General features: G+C 38.1%; 16 protein-coding genes. 7 read left to right on the top strand and 9 right to left on the bottom strand.

The annotated features are described in order from the left end of the window. Window positions 1-84: 84 nt before the first annotated feature. The 6 genes from RCG22_RS25200 to RCG22_RS25175 all read right to left on the bottom strand — a co-directional run bounded on the left by RCG22_RS25200 (window position 85) and on the right by RCG22_RS25175 (window position 6605). Complete coding sequence (locus RCG22_RS25200) at window positions 85-1698, bottom strand: long-chain-fatty-acid--CoA ligase (RefSeq protein WP_308105143.1); 1614 nt, start codon at window positions 1696-1698, stop codon at window positions 85-87. Window positions 1699-1758: 60 nt separating this feature from the next. Further along, a complete protein-coding gene (locus RCG22_RS25195; protein WP_308105142.1) occupies window positions 1759-2511 on the bottom strand; it encodes an SDR family NAD(P)-dependent oxidoreductase in 753 nt (250 codons plus the stop codon). A gap of 32 nt (window positions 2512-2543) precedes the next feature. Beyond that, the gene (locus RCG22_RS25190; RefSeq protein ID WP_308105141.1) at window positions 2544-3752 is read right to left on the bottom strand and encodes an acyl-CoA dehydrogenase family protein; all 1209 of its coding nucleotides are present in this window, start codon (window positions 3750-3752) and stop codon (window positions 2544-2546) included. A gap of 168 nt (window positions 3753-3920) precedes the next feature. Next, the gene (locus RCG22_RS25185) at window positions 3921-4118 is read right to left on the bottom strand and encodes a hypothetical protein (RefSeq protein ID WP_066256390.1); all 198 of its coding nucleotides are present in this window, start codon (window positions 4116-4118) and stop codon (window positions 3921-3923) included. 952 nt (window positions 4119-5070) lie between these two features. Further along, complete coding sequence (locus RCG22_RS25180; RefSeq protein WP_308105140.1) at window positions 5071-6048, bottom strand: alpha/beta hydrolase; 978 nt, start codon at window positions 6046-6048, stop codon at window positions 5071-5073. An 11-nt stretch (window positions 6049-6059) separates the two neighbouring features. Then, a complete protein-coding gene (locus RCG22_RS25175; RefSeq protein ID WP_308105139.1) occupies window positions 6060-6605 on the bottom strand; it encodes a helix-turn-helix domain-containing protein in 546 nt (181 codons plus the stop codon). Window positions 6606-6785: 180 nt separating this feature from the next. Here RCG22_RS25175 and RCG22_RS25170 point away from each other — a divergent pair, with 180 nt between their 5' ends. After that, window positions 6786-7670 carry a VanW family protein gene (locus RCG22_RS25170; protein WP_308105138.1) on the top strand — a complete coding sequence of 295 codons (885 nt, stop codon included), beginning with the start codon at window positions 6786-6788 and terminating at the stop codon, window positions 7668-7670. A gap of 31 nt (window positions 7671-7701) precedes the next feature. On the opposite strand, the gene RCG22_RS25165 is transcribed toward RCG22_RS25170, so the two are convergent. Further along, window positions 7702-7968, bottom strand: a complete 267-nt coding sequence (locus tag RCG22_RS25165) for a hypothetical protein (protein ID WP_308105137.1) — start codon at window positions 7966-7968, stop codon at window positions 7702-7704. A gap of 198 nt (window positions 7969-8166) precedes the next feature. On the opposite strand from RCG22_RS25165, the gene RCG22_RS25160 reads away from it, so the two are divergent. Together RCG22_RS25160 and RCG22_RS25155 are read left to right on the top strand one after the other, a co-directional pair. Beyond that, window positions 8167-8880: a class I SAM-dependent methyltransferase gene (locus RCG22_RS25160; RefSeq protein WP_308105136.1), complete on the top strand. Its 714-nt coding sequence runs from the start codon at window positions 8167-8169 to the stop codon at window positions 8878-8880. Between the two features lie 94 nt (window positions 8881-8974). After that, a complete protein-coding gene (locus tag RCG22_RS25155; protein WP_308105135.1) occupies window positions 8975-9226 on the top strand; it encodes a sigma-G-dependent sporulation-specific acid-soluble spore protein CsgA in 252 nt (83 codons plus the stop codon). 281 nt (window positions 9227-9507) lie between these two features. Here the strand turns inward: RCG22_RS25155 and RCG22_RS25150 are convergent, their stop codons facing one another. After that, entirely contained in the window at window positions 9508-10377 is an 870-nt protein-coding gene (locus RCG22_RS25150) for a YitT family protein (protein WP_308107251.1), read from the bottom strand. Between the two features lie 1051 nt (window positions 10378-11428). Between RCG22_RS25150 and RCG22_RS25145 the strand changes: the two genes are divergently transcribed. From RCG22_RS25145 to RCG22_RS25130, 4 genes are all read left to right on the top strand, one after another. Further along, entirely contained in the window at window positions 11429-12682 is a 1254-nt protein-coding gene (locus RCG22_RS25145; protein WP_308105134.1) for an erythromycin esterase family protein, read from the top strand. 143 nt (window positions 12683-12825) lie between these two features. After that, a complete protein-coding gene (locus tag RCG22_RS25140) occupies window positions 12826-13029 on the top strand; it encodes a DUF1657 domain-containing protein (RefSeq protein ID WP_098261978.1) in 204 nt (67 codons plus the stop codon). Window positions 13030-13104: 75 nt separating this feature from the next. Next, window positions 13105-13311: a DUF1657 domain-containing protein gene (locus tag RCG22_RS25135; RefSeq protein WP_098261979.1), complete on the top strand. Its 207-nt coding sequence runs from the start codon at window positions 13105-13107 to the stop codon at window positions 13309-13311. Between the two features lie 20 nt (window positions 13312-13331). Continuing rightward, window positions 13332-14192 carry a DUF421 domain-containing protein gene (locus RCG22_RS25130; RefSeq protein ID WP_098261980.1) on the top strand — a complete coding sequence of 287 codons (861 nt, stop codon included), beginning with the start codon at window positions 13332-13334 and terminating at the stop codon, window positions 14190-14192. A 48-nt stretch (window positions 14193-14240) separates the two neighbouring features. Here the strand turns inward: RCG22_RS25130 and RCG22_RS25125 are convergent, their stop codons facing one another. Next, entirely contained in the window at window positions 14241-15230 is a 990-nt protein-coding gene (locus RCG22_RS25125; protein ID WP_308105133.1) for a DMT family transporter, read from the bottom strand. Between the last annotated feature and the right edge of the window lie 43 nt (window positions 15231-15273).

Raw genomic sequence — 15273 nt, 5'->3', positions numbered from 1 at the left:
AATCTATAATGCCCCTTTAAGCACAAACGAGGATATATTCTAACTTAATTATTGTTCAGAATTCGTACAAATTTCTAAAGGCCTTTATTTATTTTTCACTTCGTCCCTCAGGGCACGGCGAAGTATTTTTCCAACATTTGTTTTCGGAAGTTGTTCGCGGAATTCAATATGACGTGGAACTTTATATGCTGCCATATTTTCTTTGCAATACCGAATCATTTCTTCCTCTGTTGCCGACTTTCCGGCTTTTAATACAATGACGGCTTTCACATCTTCTCCCCTGTAGGGATCTGGAACACCAATACATACCGCCTCTTGAACAGCTGGGTGTTCGTAAAGTACTTCTTCAATATCTCGAGGATAGATATTAAATCCACTGGCAATAATCAAATCCTTCTTCCGGTCAACAATGTATAAATAACCATCCTCGTCAACCTTTGCGATATCACCTGTGTAAAGCCAGCCGTCACGGAGGGTATTAGCCGTTTCTTCAGGCATGTTCCAGTACCCTTTCATTACTTGCGGACCCTTAATAATCACTTCTCCCAACTCACCTGCCGGCACCTCCACTGTACCGGTTGCCAAATCCACAATTTTATACTCAGTTGAAGGCATACCTATCCCAACACTGCCTGTTTTCCTGTCGGCAAATGGCGGGTTACAATGTGTGGTTGGTGATGCCTCTGATAATCCATACCCCTCTAAAATTTTCGCACCCGTTTTCCCTTCGAACTCACGCAGCAACTCAACTGGCATTGGTGCACTTCCGCTATTGCAGGACTTAATACTATTAATTCCATAATCTTCCGCATGTGGATGATTCGTAATCGCTACATACATGGTGGGTACACCCGGGAAGAAGGTCGGCTGTTCCGTTTTAATGGTGGTTAAAACTTCTTCTAATTCAAACCTTGGCAACAGGATTGATTCCGCTGCAATATATATCGATAGATTCATGCAAGAAGTCATCCCAAACACATGAAAAAGGGGAATGACCGTTAAACAACGCTCCTTTCCAACCTCCAATTCATGTTTGAAAAATTCGTGAGACTGAAGGACATTTGCCAAAACATTGCGGTGTGTTAACATCGCACCCTTGGACCGCCCTGTCGTTCCTCCCGTGTATTGAAGGACAGCAAGATCGTTCTCAGGGTCCATAGCTATAGGAAGGACATTCCCATTCCCTTCAGTAAGGAAGGTCTCAAAGCTTCTGTCAGGAGAAAAGTCATTTCCGGATGGCTGCAAGCTGACAACTATGATATTTTTTAAATTCGATTGTGCTTGAACACTTTTAACTCGTGGATAAAAAGCATCTAAGACAACCATTGTTTCTGCTCCTGAGTCTTTGAGAATATATTCAATTTCCCGTTCAACCAACATTGGATTCACCTGAGTAACGATGGCTCCGGCCGTGAGAATTCCATAATAAGAAATGACATACTGTGGACAGTTCGGCAGCATAATTGCTACTCTGTCCCCTTTTTGAACTTGATTTTGCTGAAGGGCTGAAGTAAAAGCAAGGGCAAGTCCATTTAATTCCTGATAACTAATCTTTCTTCCAAAAAAAGACAAAGCATTATGAGTCGGATATTTCTCGACCGTTTCTTTCAGAATATGTCCTAAGGGTTTATTTGGAATATCAAGTTCTTTGGAAATTGATTCTGGGTAGCGAGTTAACCAGGCTTTCTTTTCACTCATGTGTTCCCCTCCACAAGGTATTTTCACTGATTTGATTAAAAGAAAAGATTATTCAAGCGACTAAAAAGCTAGTCCGCCGCCATCAACTGATAGTGTGGTACCAGTTATAAACGAAGCTTCATCAGAAGCTAAAAATAACACAGCATTAGCAACTTCATCTGGAGTTCCAATTCTTCTTAGCGCGTTTGCACGTGATATAATCGGCCATTTCCGCTCATCCTGCTTCCATTGATCAATGATCGGAGTGTCAATGACACCAGGTGCAATGGCATTGACTCTTATATTGTATTTCCCATATTCAAGGGATGCATTTTGTGTCAGCATGACAACTCCAGCTTTAGAAGCATTATAAGCAGACACATATTTCTGTCCTTTTAAGCCGAGCAGGCTAGATGTGTTTATGATTGCTCCGCCCCCTGCTTTAATTAATTCAGGGACCGCGTATTTTATTCCAAGGAAGACTCCCTTCAAATTAATGTCAATAACCCGATCCCATTCTTCTTCAGATAAATCAATACTGCATACTTCGGAATTCCCGACACCTGCGTTGTTGAACAAAATATGTAAAGCGCCGTAAGTGCTGGTGGTGGTGTGAATTAATGCTTTAATTTGTTCAGAATCAGTTACATCGGTTTTGACAAAAATTGCTTCTCCGCCCTCTTCTTTTATTAAAGAAACGGTTTCTTCACCAATAGAGGAATCGATATCTGCTACAGCGAGCTTTGCTCCTTCTCGGGCAAATCGGATCGCAGTTGAGCGGCCAATCCCACCTCCGCCACCTGTAATGATCGCTGTTTTTCCTAGTAATCTCATAAACCTTCCAACCCTTCTTCATGTCTAAAAATCTATTGATATTTTCTCAATTCAAGTTTGGCCACCTGAGCTCGATGGACTTCATCGGGACCATCCGCTAATCTTAATGTTCTTGCATTCGCCCATTGAGCTGCGAGGGTAAAATCATTTGAGACTCCTGCAGCACCAAGGGCTTGAATGGCGCGGTCTAGGACACGTAAGGCCATTGACGGAGCGACCACTTTAATCATCGCAATCTCTGCCTTTGCTTCTTTATTGCCAACAGTGTCCATCATATAGGCAGCTTTTAACGTAAGCAGTCTTGCTTGTTCTATTTCAATTCTTGAATCTGCAATCCATTCACCAATAACCCCTTGCCTTGCTAACGGTTTCCCGAAAGCGGTCCGACTCTGAACGCGCTTACATAGTTCTTCAAGCGCCCGTTCGGCTGCACCAATTAATCTCATACAATGATGTATTCTTCCCGGCCCTAGTCTGCCTTGAGCGATGGCGAACCCTTTTCCTTCTCCCCAGAGGATATTACCAACTGGTACGCGGACATTTTCATAGGTGATTTCTCCGTGTCCATGCGGGGCATGATCATAGCCGAAGACAGGAAGCATCCGTTCAATTTTCACACCTGGTGAATCTAATGGGACAAGAATCATTGATTGTTGCTCATGACGGTTGGCCGATGGATCTGTTTTTCCCATAACAATCGCAATCTTACAGCGTGGATCACCAGCACCTGATGACCACCACTTCCGGCCATTTATGACATACTCGTCGCCATCTTTCTCAATTCTGGCCTCAATATTCGTCGCGTCAGCAGAAGCCACAGCCGGCTCTGTCATCGAAAAACACGAACGAATTTCTCCTGCTAACAACGGCCTTAACCATTGCTCTTTATGCCTGTCTGTTCCATAACGTACGATGACTTCCATATTACCTGTGTCAGGAGCATTGCAATTAAATACCTCTGGTCCGATTAAAGACCGTCCCATAATTTCACATAAAGGAGCATATTCTTGATTGGTTAATCCGGCACCAAATTCACTTTCCGGCAGAAATAAGTTCCAAAGCCCTTCTACTTTTGCTTTTTGTTTTAGTTCCTCCATAATCGGTGGAACGGCACTCCAACGGCTTTCTTGTTCGTTTAATTGCTGCTCGTAAATTTGCTCATTCGGATAAACATTTGCTTCCATAAAGGCTGTTAATTTTTCCTGCAACTCTTTCACTTTTTGAGAATATGAAAAATCCAACTTTTCCACTCCCTTCTCATACTAACCAGTTGGTATGTTATGAATATAATTATACCTCTAATTATTAAATATTCAAATTAAATTCTAAATATTCTATTAAAATAAGCAGGTCAAGAAAGGGCATACCCATTTCATCATTCTCTAAAGACATTTCCTGACCTTAGTTCCTTAAAACCTTTTCGTAAATGATCGCTTTTGTTTATTCATTACTTCATGCGATTTTTCGATAATATCTGTAAGTACATCTCCTTTATAAATTCTTCCTAGTTTCAATCCTTGTTGGTAATACTCAACGATTTCATCTAGAAGCAGGGATGTTTCCTTCGTAATTCTCACATTTAATTGAATTCTTTCATTTTCAGCCAAGATAAACACTCCTATTTGTCCGCTATCAAACAGCTAGCACTTTTCTATTCTATTGTTATCATCTATTAATATACTATATTTCTACATTTTTTTCAGTAAAATCAAAAAAAATTGACCATCAGTTGGTTGGCCAACCAGATTGTCGAGAAAAAGGATTTTTCTTGGCAACTTTTATTTTGTATTTTCTATATTACTGGTTTTTTATTAGTTGATTGTCACTGAAACGGTCTGTTGATTTCCGCTTCGGGCACTCGCTTTCCGCGGGGAGGTCCGAGAGCCTCCTCAGCGCTTCGCGCCTGCGGGGTCTCCCGTGACCTCTCTATCCCGCAGGAGTCGAGTGCCCTCCTCTCCAATCAACAGAGAGGTAAATCAATCTAAAGCATCGCAACATATTATTTTTAATAGAATAAGGGGATCGTAGGACGACTATTATCATTCCTATAATAAGGACGGCTTTTTTCAAGAAGAAACAAAAAATCAATTTATTTATCAATCAAACGAAGAAGGTGGTCATCTGGAACTAATTCTTCAATAAATACAAATACAAATACAAATTATATTCACTTTGACTAGACTCTTTTGGCTTAATTATTGAATTCACCACATATTCATAATATTTATAAGTTGAGTTGAAGATTTTTATTGATAACACTCTGTTGATTGGCGCGGAAGGCACGAAGACTCCTGCGGGAGTACGGGGCAGGAGAGACCCCGCAGGAGCGAAGCGACGAGGAGGCTCGCCGGCTCGCCCGCGGAAAGCGAAGTGCCTGGAGCGCCAATCAACAGACATATAGGAGAACCAATAAATTTTATTTAATTTTATAACAAATTAACGTGATAAAATTGTTGAAGAAGTAGAATTAGTAAAAAGGCTATCGAAAGATTAACGACAGCCTGAATGGTCATCATTTGGAGGACCAATTTTAGTATAGCTCCGATAGAATCAAACTTTTTAGCTGATAACAGACTCTTTTTGAGAATTGCTTACAAAGTGTCCTTGCAGCCAATTTTCGAGTAACTTTTCTAATTCCGGATGAATAGGTAATTTTGATTCAGCAATAATATCCTTTTTTGCCGTTAACATTGTCGAAGTGTGTGAAATATACTTACAGGAATGACCCATATTTTCCACTACATGAAACTCGGCATCACCATTTACATATAAAGGGAGATCTTTTAGAACATCAGGATTGGCTTGTATATCTCGCTCTCCTGTAATTGCAAGAACTGGGCAGATAACTTTGGCTAAATCTTCCCTTACATCATAGCTGAAATGCTCTCTCATCCACTTTGCATTGGTTTTGATTAGACTAACTTTTATCACATCTTTAGACGATTTCATAACTTTATCAATATATTTTTGTGCCTGCTTTTCCACTTTGTTTTGGACACCTAATAAACGCAGTAACTGACCTTGAAAACCCTTGGCGTGGATAATGTCCTCTTTTGCAATATCTCTTTGCCGCTTTGTAGCTTCACTTAATCTTTCAACTGCACCAGAGAGCAAAACTAATCCTCCTAGTTCTTCTCTGACAGCAACTGCTGTTCCAATCGTGCAGCCTTCACTATGTCCAAGGACAATGACTTTTTCCGGATCCACTTCAGGAAGGCCTTTTAAAAATTGGACAGCAGCTTGGGCGTCATCTACTAAGTCCCATAGCCCTGTTGATAAAAAATCTCCTTCACTTGCCGCTACCCCACGCTTATCATATCTAAGATTAATAAATCCTAACGTGGTTAAATATTCAGCAATTTGACCGTAAAGCTTTAAATCAATCTTTTTATTTACTTTTCCGTTCCGGTCTAATTTGCCGGACCCCGAAATGATCAGTATGGCCGGTGCTTTTTCTTCACAATTTTCCGGTATGCTTAATGTCCCCTTTAATGCTCCTTTACTTTGAATCGTAACTTCTTTCTCCCTAAATGTCATCTCTATTCCCCCTATTGTTCTTCCAATTGTTCAGGAATAATAATCGTAGCTATTGTCCTTCTTCGTCTGCCCTTTTGGAGCTTATTGTTTATTACTTTTGAATAAACAACTGTAAGCTCGTTTATTAAATTTACATACTCGACTTCAGAAAGGTACATGGATGCCTGACGGAAGGAAACTCCATCTGCAACTAAGTCAATGTGATCCTGATTTAAATATCGTTCATATTCCCCCATTAAGTTGGCCATAAATTTGATAAAAAGACCTAAGTGGTCATCCTTTGAAAGCTTGTTAAGGTCTTCAGGACCGATGGATGCTTTACTCGGATTTTCTATTGAATAAACTTTTTCAATTGTTCCTCGATTAGGAATTTCATCAACAATATGAATAACCCCCGTTTCAACCAATTTTTTTAAGTTACGATACAAAGAGGCTTGCGGGATATCGGGCAGCAATTCTTTTATTTGTTGAGCAGTAAGCCTCTGATTAATTAAAAACTGGATAATCCTCATGCGAACCGGGTGTAAAATAACGTCTACTGCTGATTCCTTTGTCATATCAAATTTGCTCCTAAATTTTTATTATCATTATCAATAATGATAATAATATGATTTTCAAGTTTTGTAAAGCCCGGATTGGAAAATACTTATACTTTTTCCTCATTCATTTGAATTTGTATTGTAGTTACATGAATTAGCAAACTTTTACCAATATTATAGGCAGGGGGTTTTCTGATTATGATTTTTTCATTAATATTGGGGTATTTCCTATTAACCCAGCCGAGTACAACAACTACAGATCATTTAATTATTACAAAGGATGGTCAGACCGTGACAATTATTAATCGAGAGGAATTTACTTTCCCTCAAACGGGCTTGCCGCTCATTAATACAAGTAAGTACCGTAGTTTTTTGGACAAACTAGATAATCAAATTTCTATAGCCCCGGAAAATGCAAGTTTGGACACGAATGGGATGATCATTCCAGAACGAACAGGCTCTCGGATCCATCGTCAGGCTTTTACGGAACAATTCTATTCATACTTTTTTAGCCTCCAAAAGGCAAAAATGGAAATACCCATCCTTAAAGTCTATCCGCCGGTTGATAGTGAATTGCTGAGTGATATCCGCAGCATGAGAATCGGGCGCTATGTTACTTCTTTTAATCCACAAAACAAAAAAAGATCTAACAATATTCAGTTAGCAACAAAGGCAATTAACAATCATGTAGTTTTCCCTGGAGAAACATTTTCTTTTAATAAAGTTGTTGGTAAACGAACGGTTGCAAAAGGTTATCTGCGTGCCCCAGTGATTGTAAGGGGGGAGTTTTCTGAAGATATTGGCGGTGGAATTTGCCAAGTATCATCTACGCTTTACAATGCTATCGACAATGCCGGGCTCAAGGTTACTGAGCGTTTTTCTCATTCAAGAAAGGTTCCCTATATTCCTCCAGGCAGAGACGCAACAGTCAGTTGGTATGGTCCTGATTTTGAATTTAAAAATAACTACAATCAGCCAATATTAATCAGATCAAGAACGTTAGGACATCTGTTAATCATCAAAATTTATTCGTCTGAAAATATAAATTACCTGCCACGAAAGGTTCCATATCTCCCATATTAAAAAAGTCCGCATCAAAGTGCGGACTTTCTTCTTACCGTTTTTTATTCAGCGCACTCATTAAAAGTTCCTCTGAAAACTCTGTGATTGCAGCATTATCCATCAGATTTAGATTTGTTTTAGGTGCAAAGTTCTTTACCACGTTTTGAAAAGGAAGTGCAAGGTCCTTTCGTTTTCCCTTTGTCACTCCAAAAACGGCAGCACTTATACCTATGCCTAAGAGAGATGCCCACATAGCTCCCCTACTTTTTCGTTTTCTCGCAAACGCATTGAGAAACGGTTGAACTTTTATTTTTTTCATCCGAAGCACTCCTTCAAATTGAAATGGAAAGGAATATAACTAACCTTCCATTTATTTAATTTGTGCGAAATGACATAAAAGTATTAGATAGAAACTAAACAAATTTGTTATTTGCTGGTAGTTTTCATTTTATAAAGAACCTCTCACCACTATTTATCATAGTATGAAAAAAGATAAAATGAGGTGGTGTCTTTATTTATGGGGGGGTTAACTTATTTTGACTTTTTGGCCAAATTTGGCGTGGGTGGCGCCCATCCAGGTGGTATCCCTTTAACAAAAAACATTCTTTCTGGTGAAAACATTACTAACAAAACCCAAATTTTAGATGCTGGCTGCGGGACTGGACAAACAGCCGCATTTTTATATCAACAATATAAGGCCAAAGTTGTAGGACTTGAAATCAATCCAATCATGATCAAAAAAGCGAGAGAACGTTTTCAATCTTTATATTTACCCATTCAATTAATCCAAGGATCCGTTGAAAAACTTCCCTTTCCAGACAATAGCTTTGATTTAATATTATCTGAATCCGTATTAGCTTTTGTTAATAAACCAATTGCACTAAGAGAATTCTTTAGAGTACTAAAAAAAGGTGGACGTTTGATCGCGAATGAGATGACCATAAATACAAAACTCAGTCCATCTGAAGAAATGGAAATAATGAAATTTTACGCATTGGATTCTTTATTAATGGAGAAGGATTGGAGAAGTTTATTAGAACAGACAGGATTCCAAGAAATTGTGATAAAAGTGGAAAACATAGCAACTAGTCAAGAGAATAACACGACTGAATTCAACTTTTCAAAAAACTTTGAACCTGAACTTTTCCAAATTCTAAATGAACATGGGAATATGGTCTTAAAGTATCAAGGAATTTTAAGTCATCGAATTATTACTTGTTCAAAAGTTTAAACTCATGAAAAAGGTTTAATTATTTCTAATCCTTCCGCACGTATATAAATATCATCTCGATGAAAAATATGAGATGAAAGGAAGGGTGAAAAACATGGATCAAACATTGGGTTACCTGAGAGAAACTTTATCAAATTACACAGACGACCATTCCGATGGAAGGAATATTTATCGAAAATTAATGGAAGGTCAGTATTCTTCCGAAGGAGAGTTTGTCCGTCAGTTGGACCAAAAAGAAATTAATTTTTTGAATAAAATGCTTCCGGAGGAAATAAAGTACGCAAAAGAAGAAAAAGATGAAAAAAGGGCTCACGAACTGAATGAAGTGTTTGAACTTTTGTTCTGAATAATCTATAATATCTAAGGGTGGCAGAGTAATCCTGCCATCTTTTTTGGAAATAATCCATTTTTCGCAAAAATATTTCCGAGGCAAGCGCAAGGTACGACAAAAACAACTTCAATCAAATCGGGAATTTCAGCAATAACCGACAATTACATACAAGAATCCCGTGCTTATTCTTATCAATTATCCTACGAATAGCCCTATAACGACATTTTGTCAATTTCTCACTTATTTCTTCTATTATGACATATCCCGCAAAAAAGAAGCCTTCTCTTTCCAGGCTTCTAATGAATGTCCCTTTTCTTAAATCTCCCACCACGAACTTCTGCGATATCCGCAACTGCCAAAAAGGCACTATCATCACTTTCAGTGACAATTTCCTTCAATTTCGCTTCTTCAAGACGATTGATAACACAAAAGATGACTTTTTTATCATCACCTGAATAGGCGCCCTCCCCATTGATATATGTGACACCCCGACCCAGACGATTCATAATAGCATCCCCAATCTGCTTAGCATTGTCACTAATGATCCAAACGGATTTAGATTCATCCAGGCCGGTTATCGTAATATCAATTGTTTTATAAGCAACAAAATATGCAATAAGCGAATACATGGCGCGATCCCAAGAGAATACAAAGCCGGCACACCCAAGAATGAAAAGATTAAAGAACATAATAATTTCACCGACGGAAAAAGGAAGTTTGTTATTAAATAGAATCGCTAAAATTTCAGTCCCATCTAATGACCCGCCATAACGAATGACTAAACCCACTCCTATACCAAGCACTACTCCCCCGAATACAGTTGCAAGCAGAATATCCTGGGTAAAAGCCGGTACGGGATGTAAAAGCGTGGTTCCAATTGAAAGAATTATGATTCCATAAAGAGTGGATAATGCGAAGGTTTTCCCTATTTGTTTATAACCAATAAAGAAAAAAGGTATATTAAGAATAAAGAGGAACATTCCTAATTTCCAACCCGTAATATACGAGAGCATAATGGATATACCAGTTATCCCGCCATCAATAACGTTATTGGGGACGAGGAATATCTCTAATCCGACAGCCATCAAGGCAGCACCAAGTGTTATTAATAAAATGCGTTGAAAAATCTTTCTCTTTGTTAATTTTCGATGTTGAAATTTCGCCATAATGGCTTCTTGCTGTTCGATTAAGTTCAATTCTTGTATTCCTGACATTATCTTGCCCCTTTCAAAAAAATTCCTTAACTTTATTATAACGAATTATTTGTTCATTTTATAATAAAATGCTTCTTAATTATTTACTCCATTAAATGAAAAAGAAGCTACCTCAAATAATATGAAGTAACTCCTTAATTTTATTAACACCTTAGGAGACCCAACCATGACATCAGCTGATAGATGTTCTAATAACATTTCCTTTTAGCTGTCTTATCAATCTAAATGGAAACTTTAATCCATCTGCCAATGAGTGTTTGTTCCGTTGAAGGAATTAATTCGCATGTTATTGGAATTCAAATTCCTTTAAGAAACAAAACCTCGGTTTGACACCGATTGAGACTCTTTTTTATTCCATCATTTGGAACTTCAGCTTCTTGGCAATGTAATTTTTGGAGAAGATAATATCCTGTAAATCTTTTCTTTTACATTTTCCTTATTAGGTTGTGAGCGCCATTATCAATTTGATCTCAAATAGTTTTTTTATACTACTTGATTTAATGTTATTAATTTTTTATGACCCTTTTTTCAGAAGAATCATTTGGGTTATGATCAATTTTTTTACGTATTGAGTAATAGGTAGAAAAATATTTTTCAATCCCAACAAAACCATAACATCTGATCATTGAATTGATTTTTGGAAACTTTCTCTTCTCCTAATAAGTTTAATGTTTTCCTTTTTTAATTTTTCTATAGAATACATAGAATAAATCATGAAAGGAATCAGTTAAGAGTTACACTCTTTCCAATCATTATCATCGCTCCACCTACCAAATGATTATGGAGGAATATCCTTACTACTCGTTCACAAACGGAACGAACACGTATGGTTGAGCCTCCTAAGATGTTAACTTTATTTCTCTTATTTACAATTAAATTATAACACGGAATTTTTAGAATTTACGAAATACATGTGTCAAAAATGTGAATTATTGGATATTTAGATTACAGATAAATGGGATATTATCTCAAACTTAGTCCGTATGGAAAGGATGCTCTACCTATGATTAAAGCCATTCATAAATATGCTAAGCCCTTTGAAACCGTTGATGATCTTGACCCCTTAATAGCAGCTATAGGTGATTCAAAAATAGTGATGCTTGGTGAATCATCGCACGGAACCTCAGAATACTATTCACTGCGTGCAGAGTTATCTAAAAGATTAATTAAAGAAAAAGGTTTTTCATTTATCGCAGTTGAAGGTGATTGGCCTTCCTGTCAAAGTATCAATCGATACATTAAAGGATATTACCACTCAAAACAAGATGTCAGAACGGTACTCGAGGATTTTAACAGATGGCCCACCTGGATGTGGGCTAACCAGGAAATCATTGACCTTGTCGAATGGTTAAAAAATTATAATCAGCAAAATCAATCCGCTCAAAAGGTTGGATTTTATGGATTAGATGTATATAGTCTTTGGGAAAGTATGGATGAAATCATTCGTTATTTAAAAAAGACCAATTCTCCAAGTCTTAAGGAGGCAATAAAGGCGTTTTCTTGTTTTGAGCCATTTCACCGCAATCATGAATCTTATGCTGTTTCTGCAGGATATCTTTCTGAAGACTGTACCAAAGAAGCACTTGAACTACTTGCATCGATTCGGAAAAATAGATGGAAATTTGATGACGACCAAGAAAGCAGCTTAAACATGGAAGTAAATGCGATTGTTACTGCAAATGCAGAAGAATATTATCGGACCATGGTCACTAGTGATTCAAAATCATGGAATGTCCGTGACCAACACATGGTTGAAGCACTTAATGCCGTTCAAAGATTTTATGGAGAGGATACAAAGGTAATCATATGGGAGCATAATACCCATGTTGGGGATGCCCGGGCAACAGACATGAAGTCTGAAGGAATGGTGAATGTCGGCCAACTCATCAGAGAGGAAAACGGCGCTGAAAATGTATTTATTGTTGGATTTGGTACTTATAGCGGGACCGTGATTGCCGCCACTGAATGGGGAGCAAACTTCCAAATCATGGAGGTACCTCCTGCTGGATCCGGCAGTTGGGAATCACTCATGCATAAATCAGGGGCGGTCAATAAATATATAATCTTTACTGACGGGAATCGCCATGAATTTTCTACTACGATTGGACATCGAGCAATTGGTGTTGTTTACCGGCCGGAATACGAACATTTCGGTAATTATGTCCCATCTATTATGGGGCATCGGTATGATGGATTTATTTTTATTGATAAAACAAATGCCCTACATCCACTTGTTCTTGAAAATATTCTTGTCTAAAAGAAAGTCTTCCCTGTTACCTAAAAAGGGAAGACTTTCTTTTTATTCCGTAAAAATAGTTCTGTTCATAATACATAACCAAATAGATATTCCACATACTATTTTTGTAATTTCATTTTGTACCAAGAAAGAAGGATTTAGTTATGACAGTTGGAACACAGGTAAAACAGGCATTAGCAGGACTAAAAAGCGCTCAGGCAAGTTTTGAAGGGTTCGCATTAGCAACTGATAACCAAAATGCAAAGCAGTTATATCAACAAGCGGCCCAACAAACCCAATCTGTTCTTGATAGCCTTGAACCACGTCTTCAAGAAATTATGAGTGAAGAACCACAATATAAGCAATAATGACCGGTTTAGGTTGGCGATTAAGCCAACCCCTTTTTGATTTTTTTGAATCCCTGATGAAAGGAAGTTTAATTTGTGACAATCGCTTCAAATGTTAAGCAATGCCTCTCAACCATGAAAGGAATCGAAGCACAATTGTCTTCCTTCGCCCTTAATTCACTGGATAAGGATGCACAAGTTACTTTTAATGAAGCCATGTTAGCGGTCGGAGAAATTAAAAAGGATCTTCAATACCGCGTCTTGGAGCTTGAACGACATGAACCCCAATATATGGGTTCATAAATTTTTGAGGTGAGAAATTAATGCCAGATTGGATTTTTATCATAAGTCGTTCATTAATTTTTTTGGGACTCTTATTTATTACCACAAAAGTACTAGGAAAGAAGCAAATCTCAGAGCTTTCTTTCTTTGAATACGTGGCTGGAATTACCATCGGAAGTATTGCGGGTGAAGTAGTCACTGGACTTGAAGGTAACTTGTCACATGGAATCTTAGCTCTCGTTGTATTTGGATTTGTTACTTTTCTGGTGAACTACATAGCCATAAAAAGTAAAAAGTTTAGTGATTTCGCAGAAGGGAAAAGTACCGTCGTTATTAAGGACGGGAAAATACTAGAAGAAAACTTGAAAAAAGAAAAATATACAATTGATGAATTATCTGCTCTTCTTAGACAGAAGAATATATTCAAGTTCGCTGATGTGGAATTTGCCGTTTTGGAACCGCGAGGAACTTTAAGTGCTTTATTAAAAAGAGAAAATCAGCCGCTAACCCCAAAAGATTTACAAATGAAAATGCCGAATGAGAAAGAACCCCAAACCGTTATCATGGATGGGAATATCATTGATGAGTCATTAAGATGTGCAGGGAAAGGCAGAGGCTGGCTTTATACAGAATTAGAAAAACTAGGTGTCACGCTTGATAATGTCTTTCTCGGCCAAGTAGATTCATACGGTGAAATGACTGTAGATCTTTATGATGATAAAATACAAGTGCCAGCACCCGCTCAACGTCCATTACTCTTGGCAACGCTAAAAAAGGTTCAGGCTGATTTAGAAATTTTTTCGCTTGAAACCGAATGTGAGAAATCAAAAGCGATGTATAAGAAAAATTCAATAAAGCTACAAGAAACAATCGACAAGCTTAGTCCTTATTTAAACGGTTAAATGAGCAAAATGAAAAAAACAATCCTTATCAATCTGAATTGATAAGGATTAAACATTTCTAGGAAAAGTTTTTCCATGGCTTTGTTTCCGATGCTTTTTAAGGTTACTTTTATGCGAAAAGAAGCTGTGCAGGATCATTCCGACCATGACCAATACCATCCCACTCCAGGAAAGTGCGGATGGCATGAGACTGTTTAGAAGTAACAATTCTCCTATTACCGCAAATAAGACTTCCACAGATTGTGTTGCCTCCACTGCAGCAAGCTTTTGCATATTTCCTCTTACAAGATCCGTTGCTTTAAAAAACAAAATGGTGGCAATTACTCCAGAGGTAACAGCAACAAGACCTGATTGGATTATTTGTCCTTTGCTTGGTGTACCCACAGTAAAAAGCCCAAAAATAGATAAAACCACCCACACCGGCAGACTTGCTAAGGTCATCCCTAATACACGTTGGAAAACATCGAGACGCCCCCCGCAAATATCCATCATTTTTCTATTTCCAAGCGGGTAAGCAAAAGAGGCAATTAATACTGGAAGAACGCCTAAGGATATGGACACAATCGAAATACGATTGGCCTGGTCCGCTTGCATCAATATAATTCCTAGTAAGATGATTAATGACATGCCTAATCCTTTAAAAGGAATTTTCCCCTTCTGTTGGATGGCTCCCTTTTCAGTTATAACCCTTTCATAAAAAAATGGTGCGAGCAAGGATCCTGAGATGATCGTTACCTGCCATGTAGCCGCGATGAGCCAGCCTGGTGCATAGGCAGCCGAAAAACAGATCGGTCCATAAAATAGGCCAAAGCCAACGGTACTCCATAATAACCAGGCACCAGGCTTTCTCATTTCAGCAAGCAAGGGTTTTAGACTTTTTCTTCCCAACACAATCACGAAAAGAAATGGAACCATAAAGAAATATCTTAAGGATGCACTCCAAATCCAGCTTCCCCCTGCCTGATCCATGGATCTGTTAAGGATAAATGTAAATGCAAAAAAGAATGCCGCTAGGATGCCCAAAATGATTGGCCTCATTGTTCTCTATCCCCTCTGTTTCAATATTTTTTAATATGTATAT

This window comes from Neobacillus nitrireducens, from assembly GCF_030915405.1.
GTDB lineage: Bacteria > Bacillota > Bacilli > Bacillales > Cytobacillaceae > Neobacillus.
Note: the sequence above shows the minus strand (reverse complement) of the source record. Positions and strands in the feature narration are given on the sequence as shown.

Bases quoted from the DNA above. Each gene is read 5' to 3' on its own strand.
- RCG22_RS25160 (WP_308105136.1), top strand. From the start codon at position 8,167: ATGGGGGGGTTAACTTATTTTGACTTTTTGGCCAAATTTGGCGTGGGT.
- RCG22_RS25140 (WP_098261978.1), top strand. From the start codon at position 12,826: ATGACAGTTGGAACACAGGTAAAACAGGCATTAGCAGGACTAAAAAGC.
- RCG22_RS25155 (WP_308105135.1), top strand. From the start codon at position 8,975: ATGGATCAAACATTGGGTTACCTGAGAGAAACTTTATCAAATTACACA.
- RCG22_RS25165 (WP_308105137.1), bottom strand. From the start codon at position 7,968: ATGAAAAAAATAAAAGTTCAACCGTTTCTCAATGCGTTTGCGAGAAAA.
- RCG22_RS25130 (WP_098261980.1), top strand. From the start codon at position 13,332: ATGCCAGATTGGATTTTTATCATAAGTCGTTCATTAATTTTTTTGGGA.
- RCG22_RS25175 (WP_308105139.1), bottom strand. From the start codon at position 6,605: ATGACAAAGGAATCAGCAGTAGACGTTATTTTACACCCGGTTCGCATG.
- RCG22_RS25125 (WP_308105133.1), bottom strand. From the start codon at position 15,230: ATGAGGCCAATCATTTTGGGCATCCTAGCGGCATTCTTTTTTGCATTT.
- RCG22_RS25150 (WP_308107251.1), bottom strand. From the start codon at position 10,377: ATGGCGAAATTTCAACATCGAAAATTAACAAAGAGAAAGATTTTTCAA.
- RCG22_RS25200 (WP_308105143.1), bottom strand. From the start codon at position 1,698: ATGAGTGAAAAGAAAGCCTGGTTAACTCGCTACCCAGAATCAATTTCC.
- RCG22_RS25180 (WP_308105140.1), bottom strand. From the start codon at position 6,048: ATGACATTTAGGGAGAAAGAAGTTACGATTCAAAGTAAAGGAGCATTA.
- RCG22_RS25145 (WP_308105134.1), top strand. From the start codon at position 11,429: ATGATTAAAGCCATTCATAAATATGCTAAGCCCTTTGAAACCGTTGAT.
- RCG22_RS25170 (WP_308105138.1), top strand. From the start codon at position 6,786: ATGATTTTTTCATTAATATTGGGGTATTTCCTATTAACCCAGCCGAGT.
- RCG22_RS25195 (WP_308105142.1), bottom strand. From the start codon at position 2,511: ATGAGATTACTAGGAAAAACAGCGATCATTACAGGTGGCGGAGGTGGG.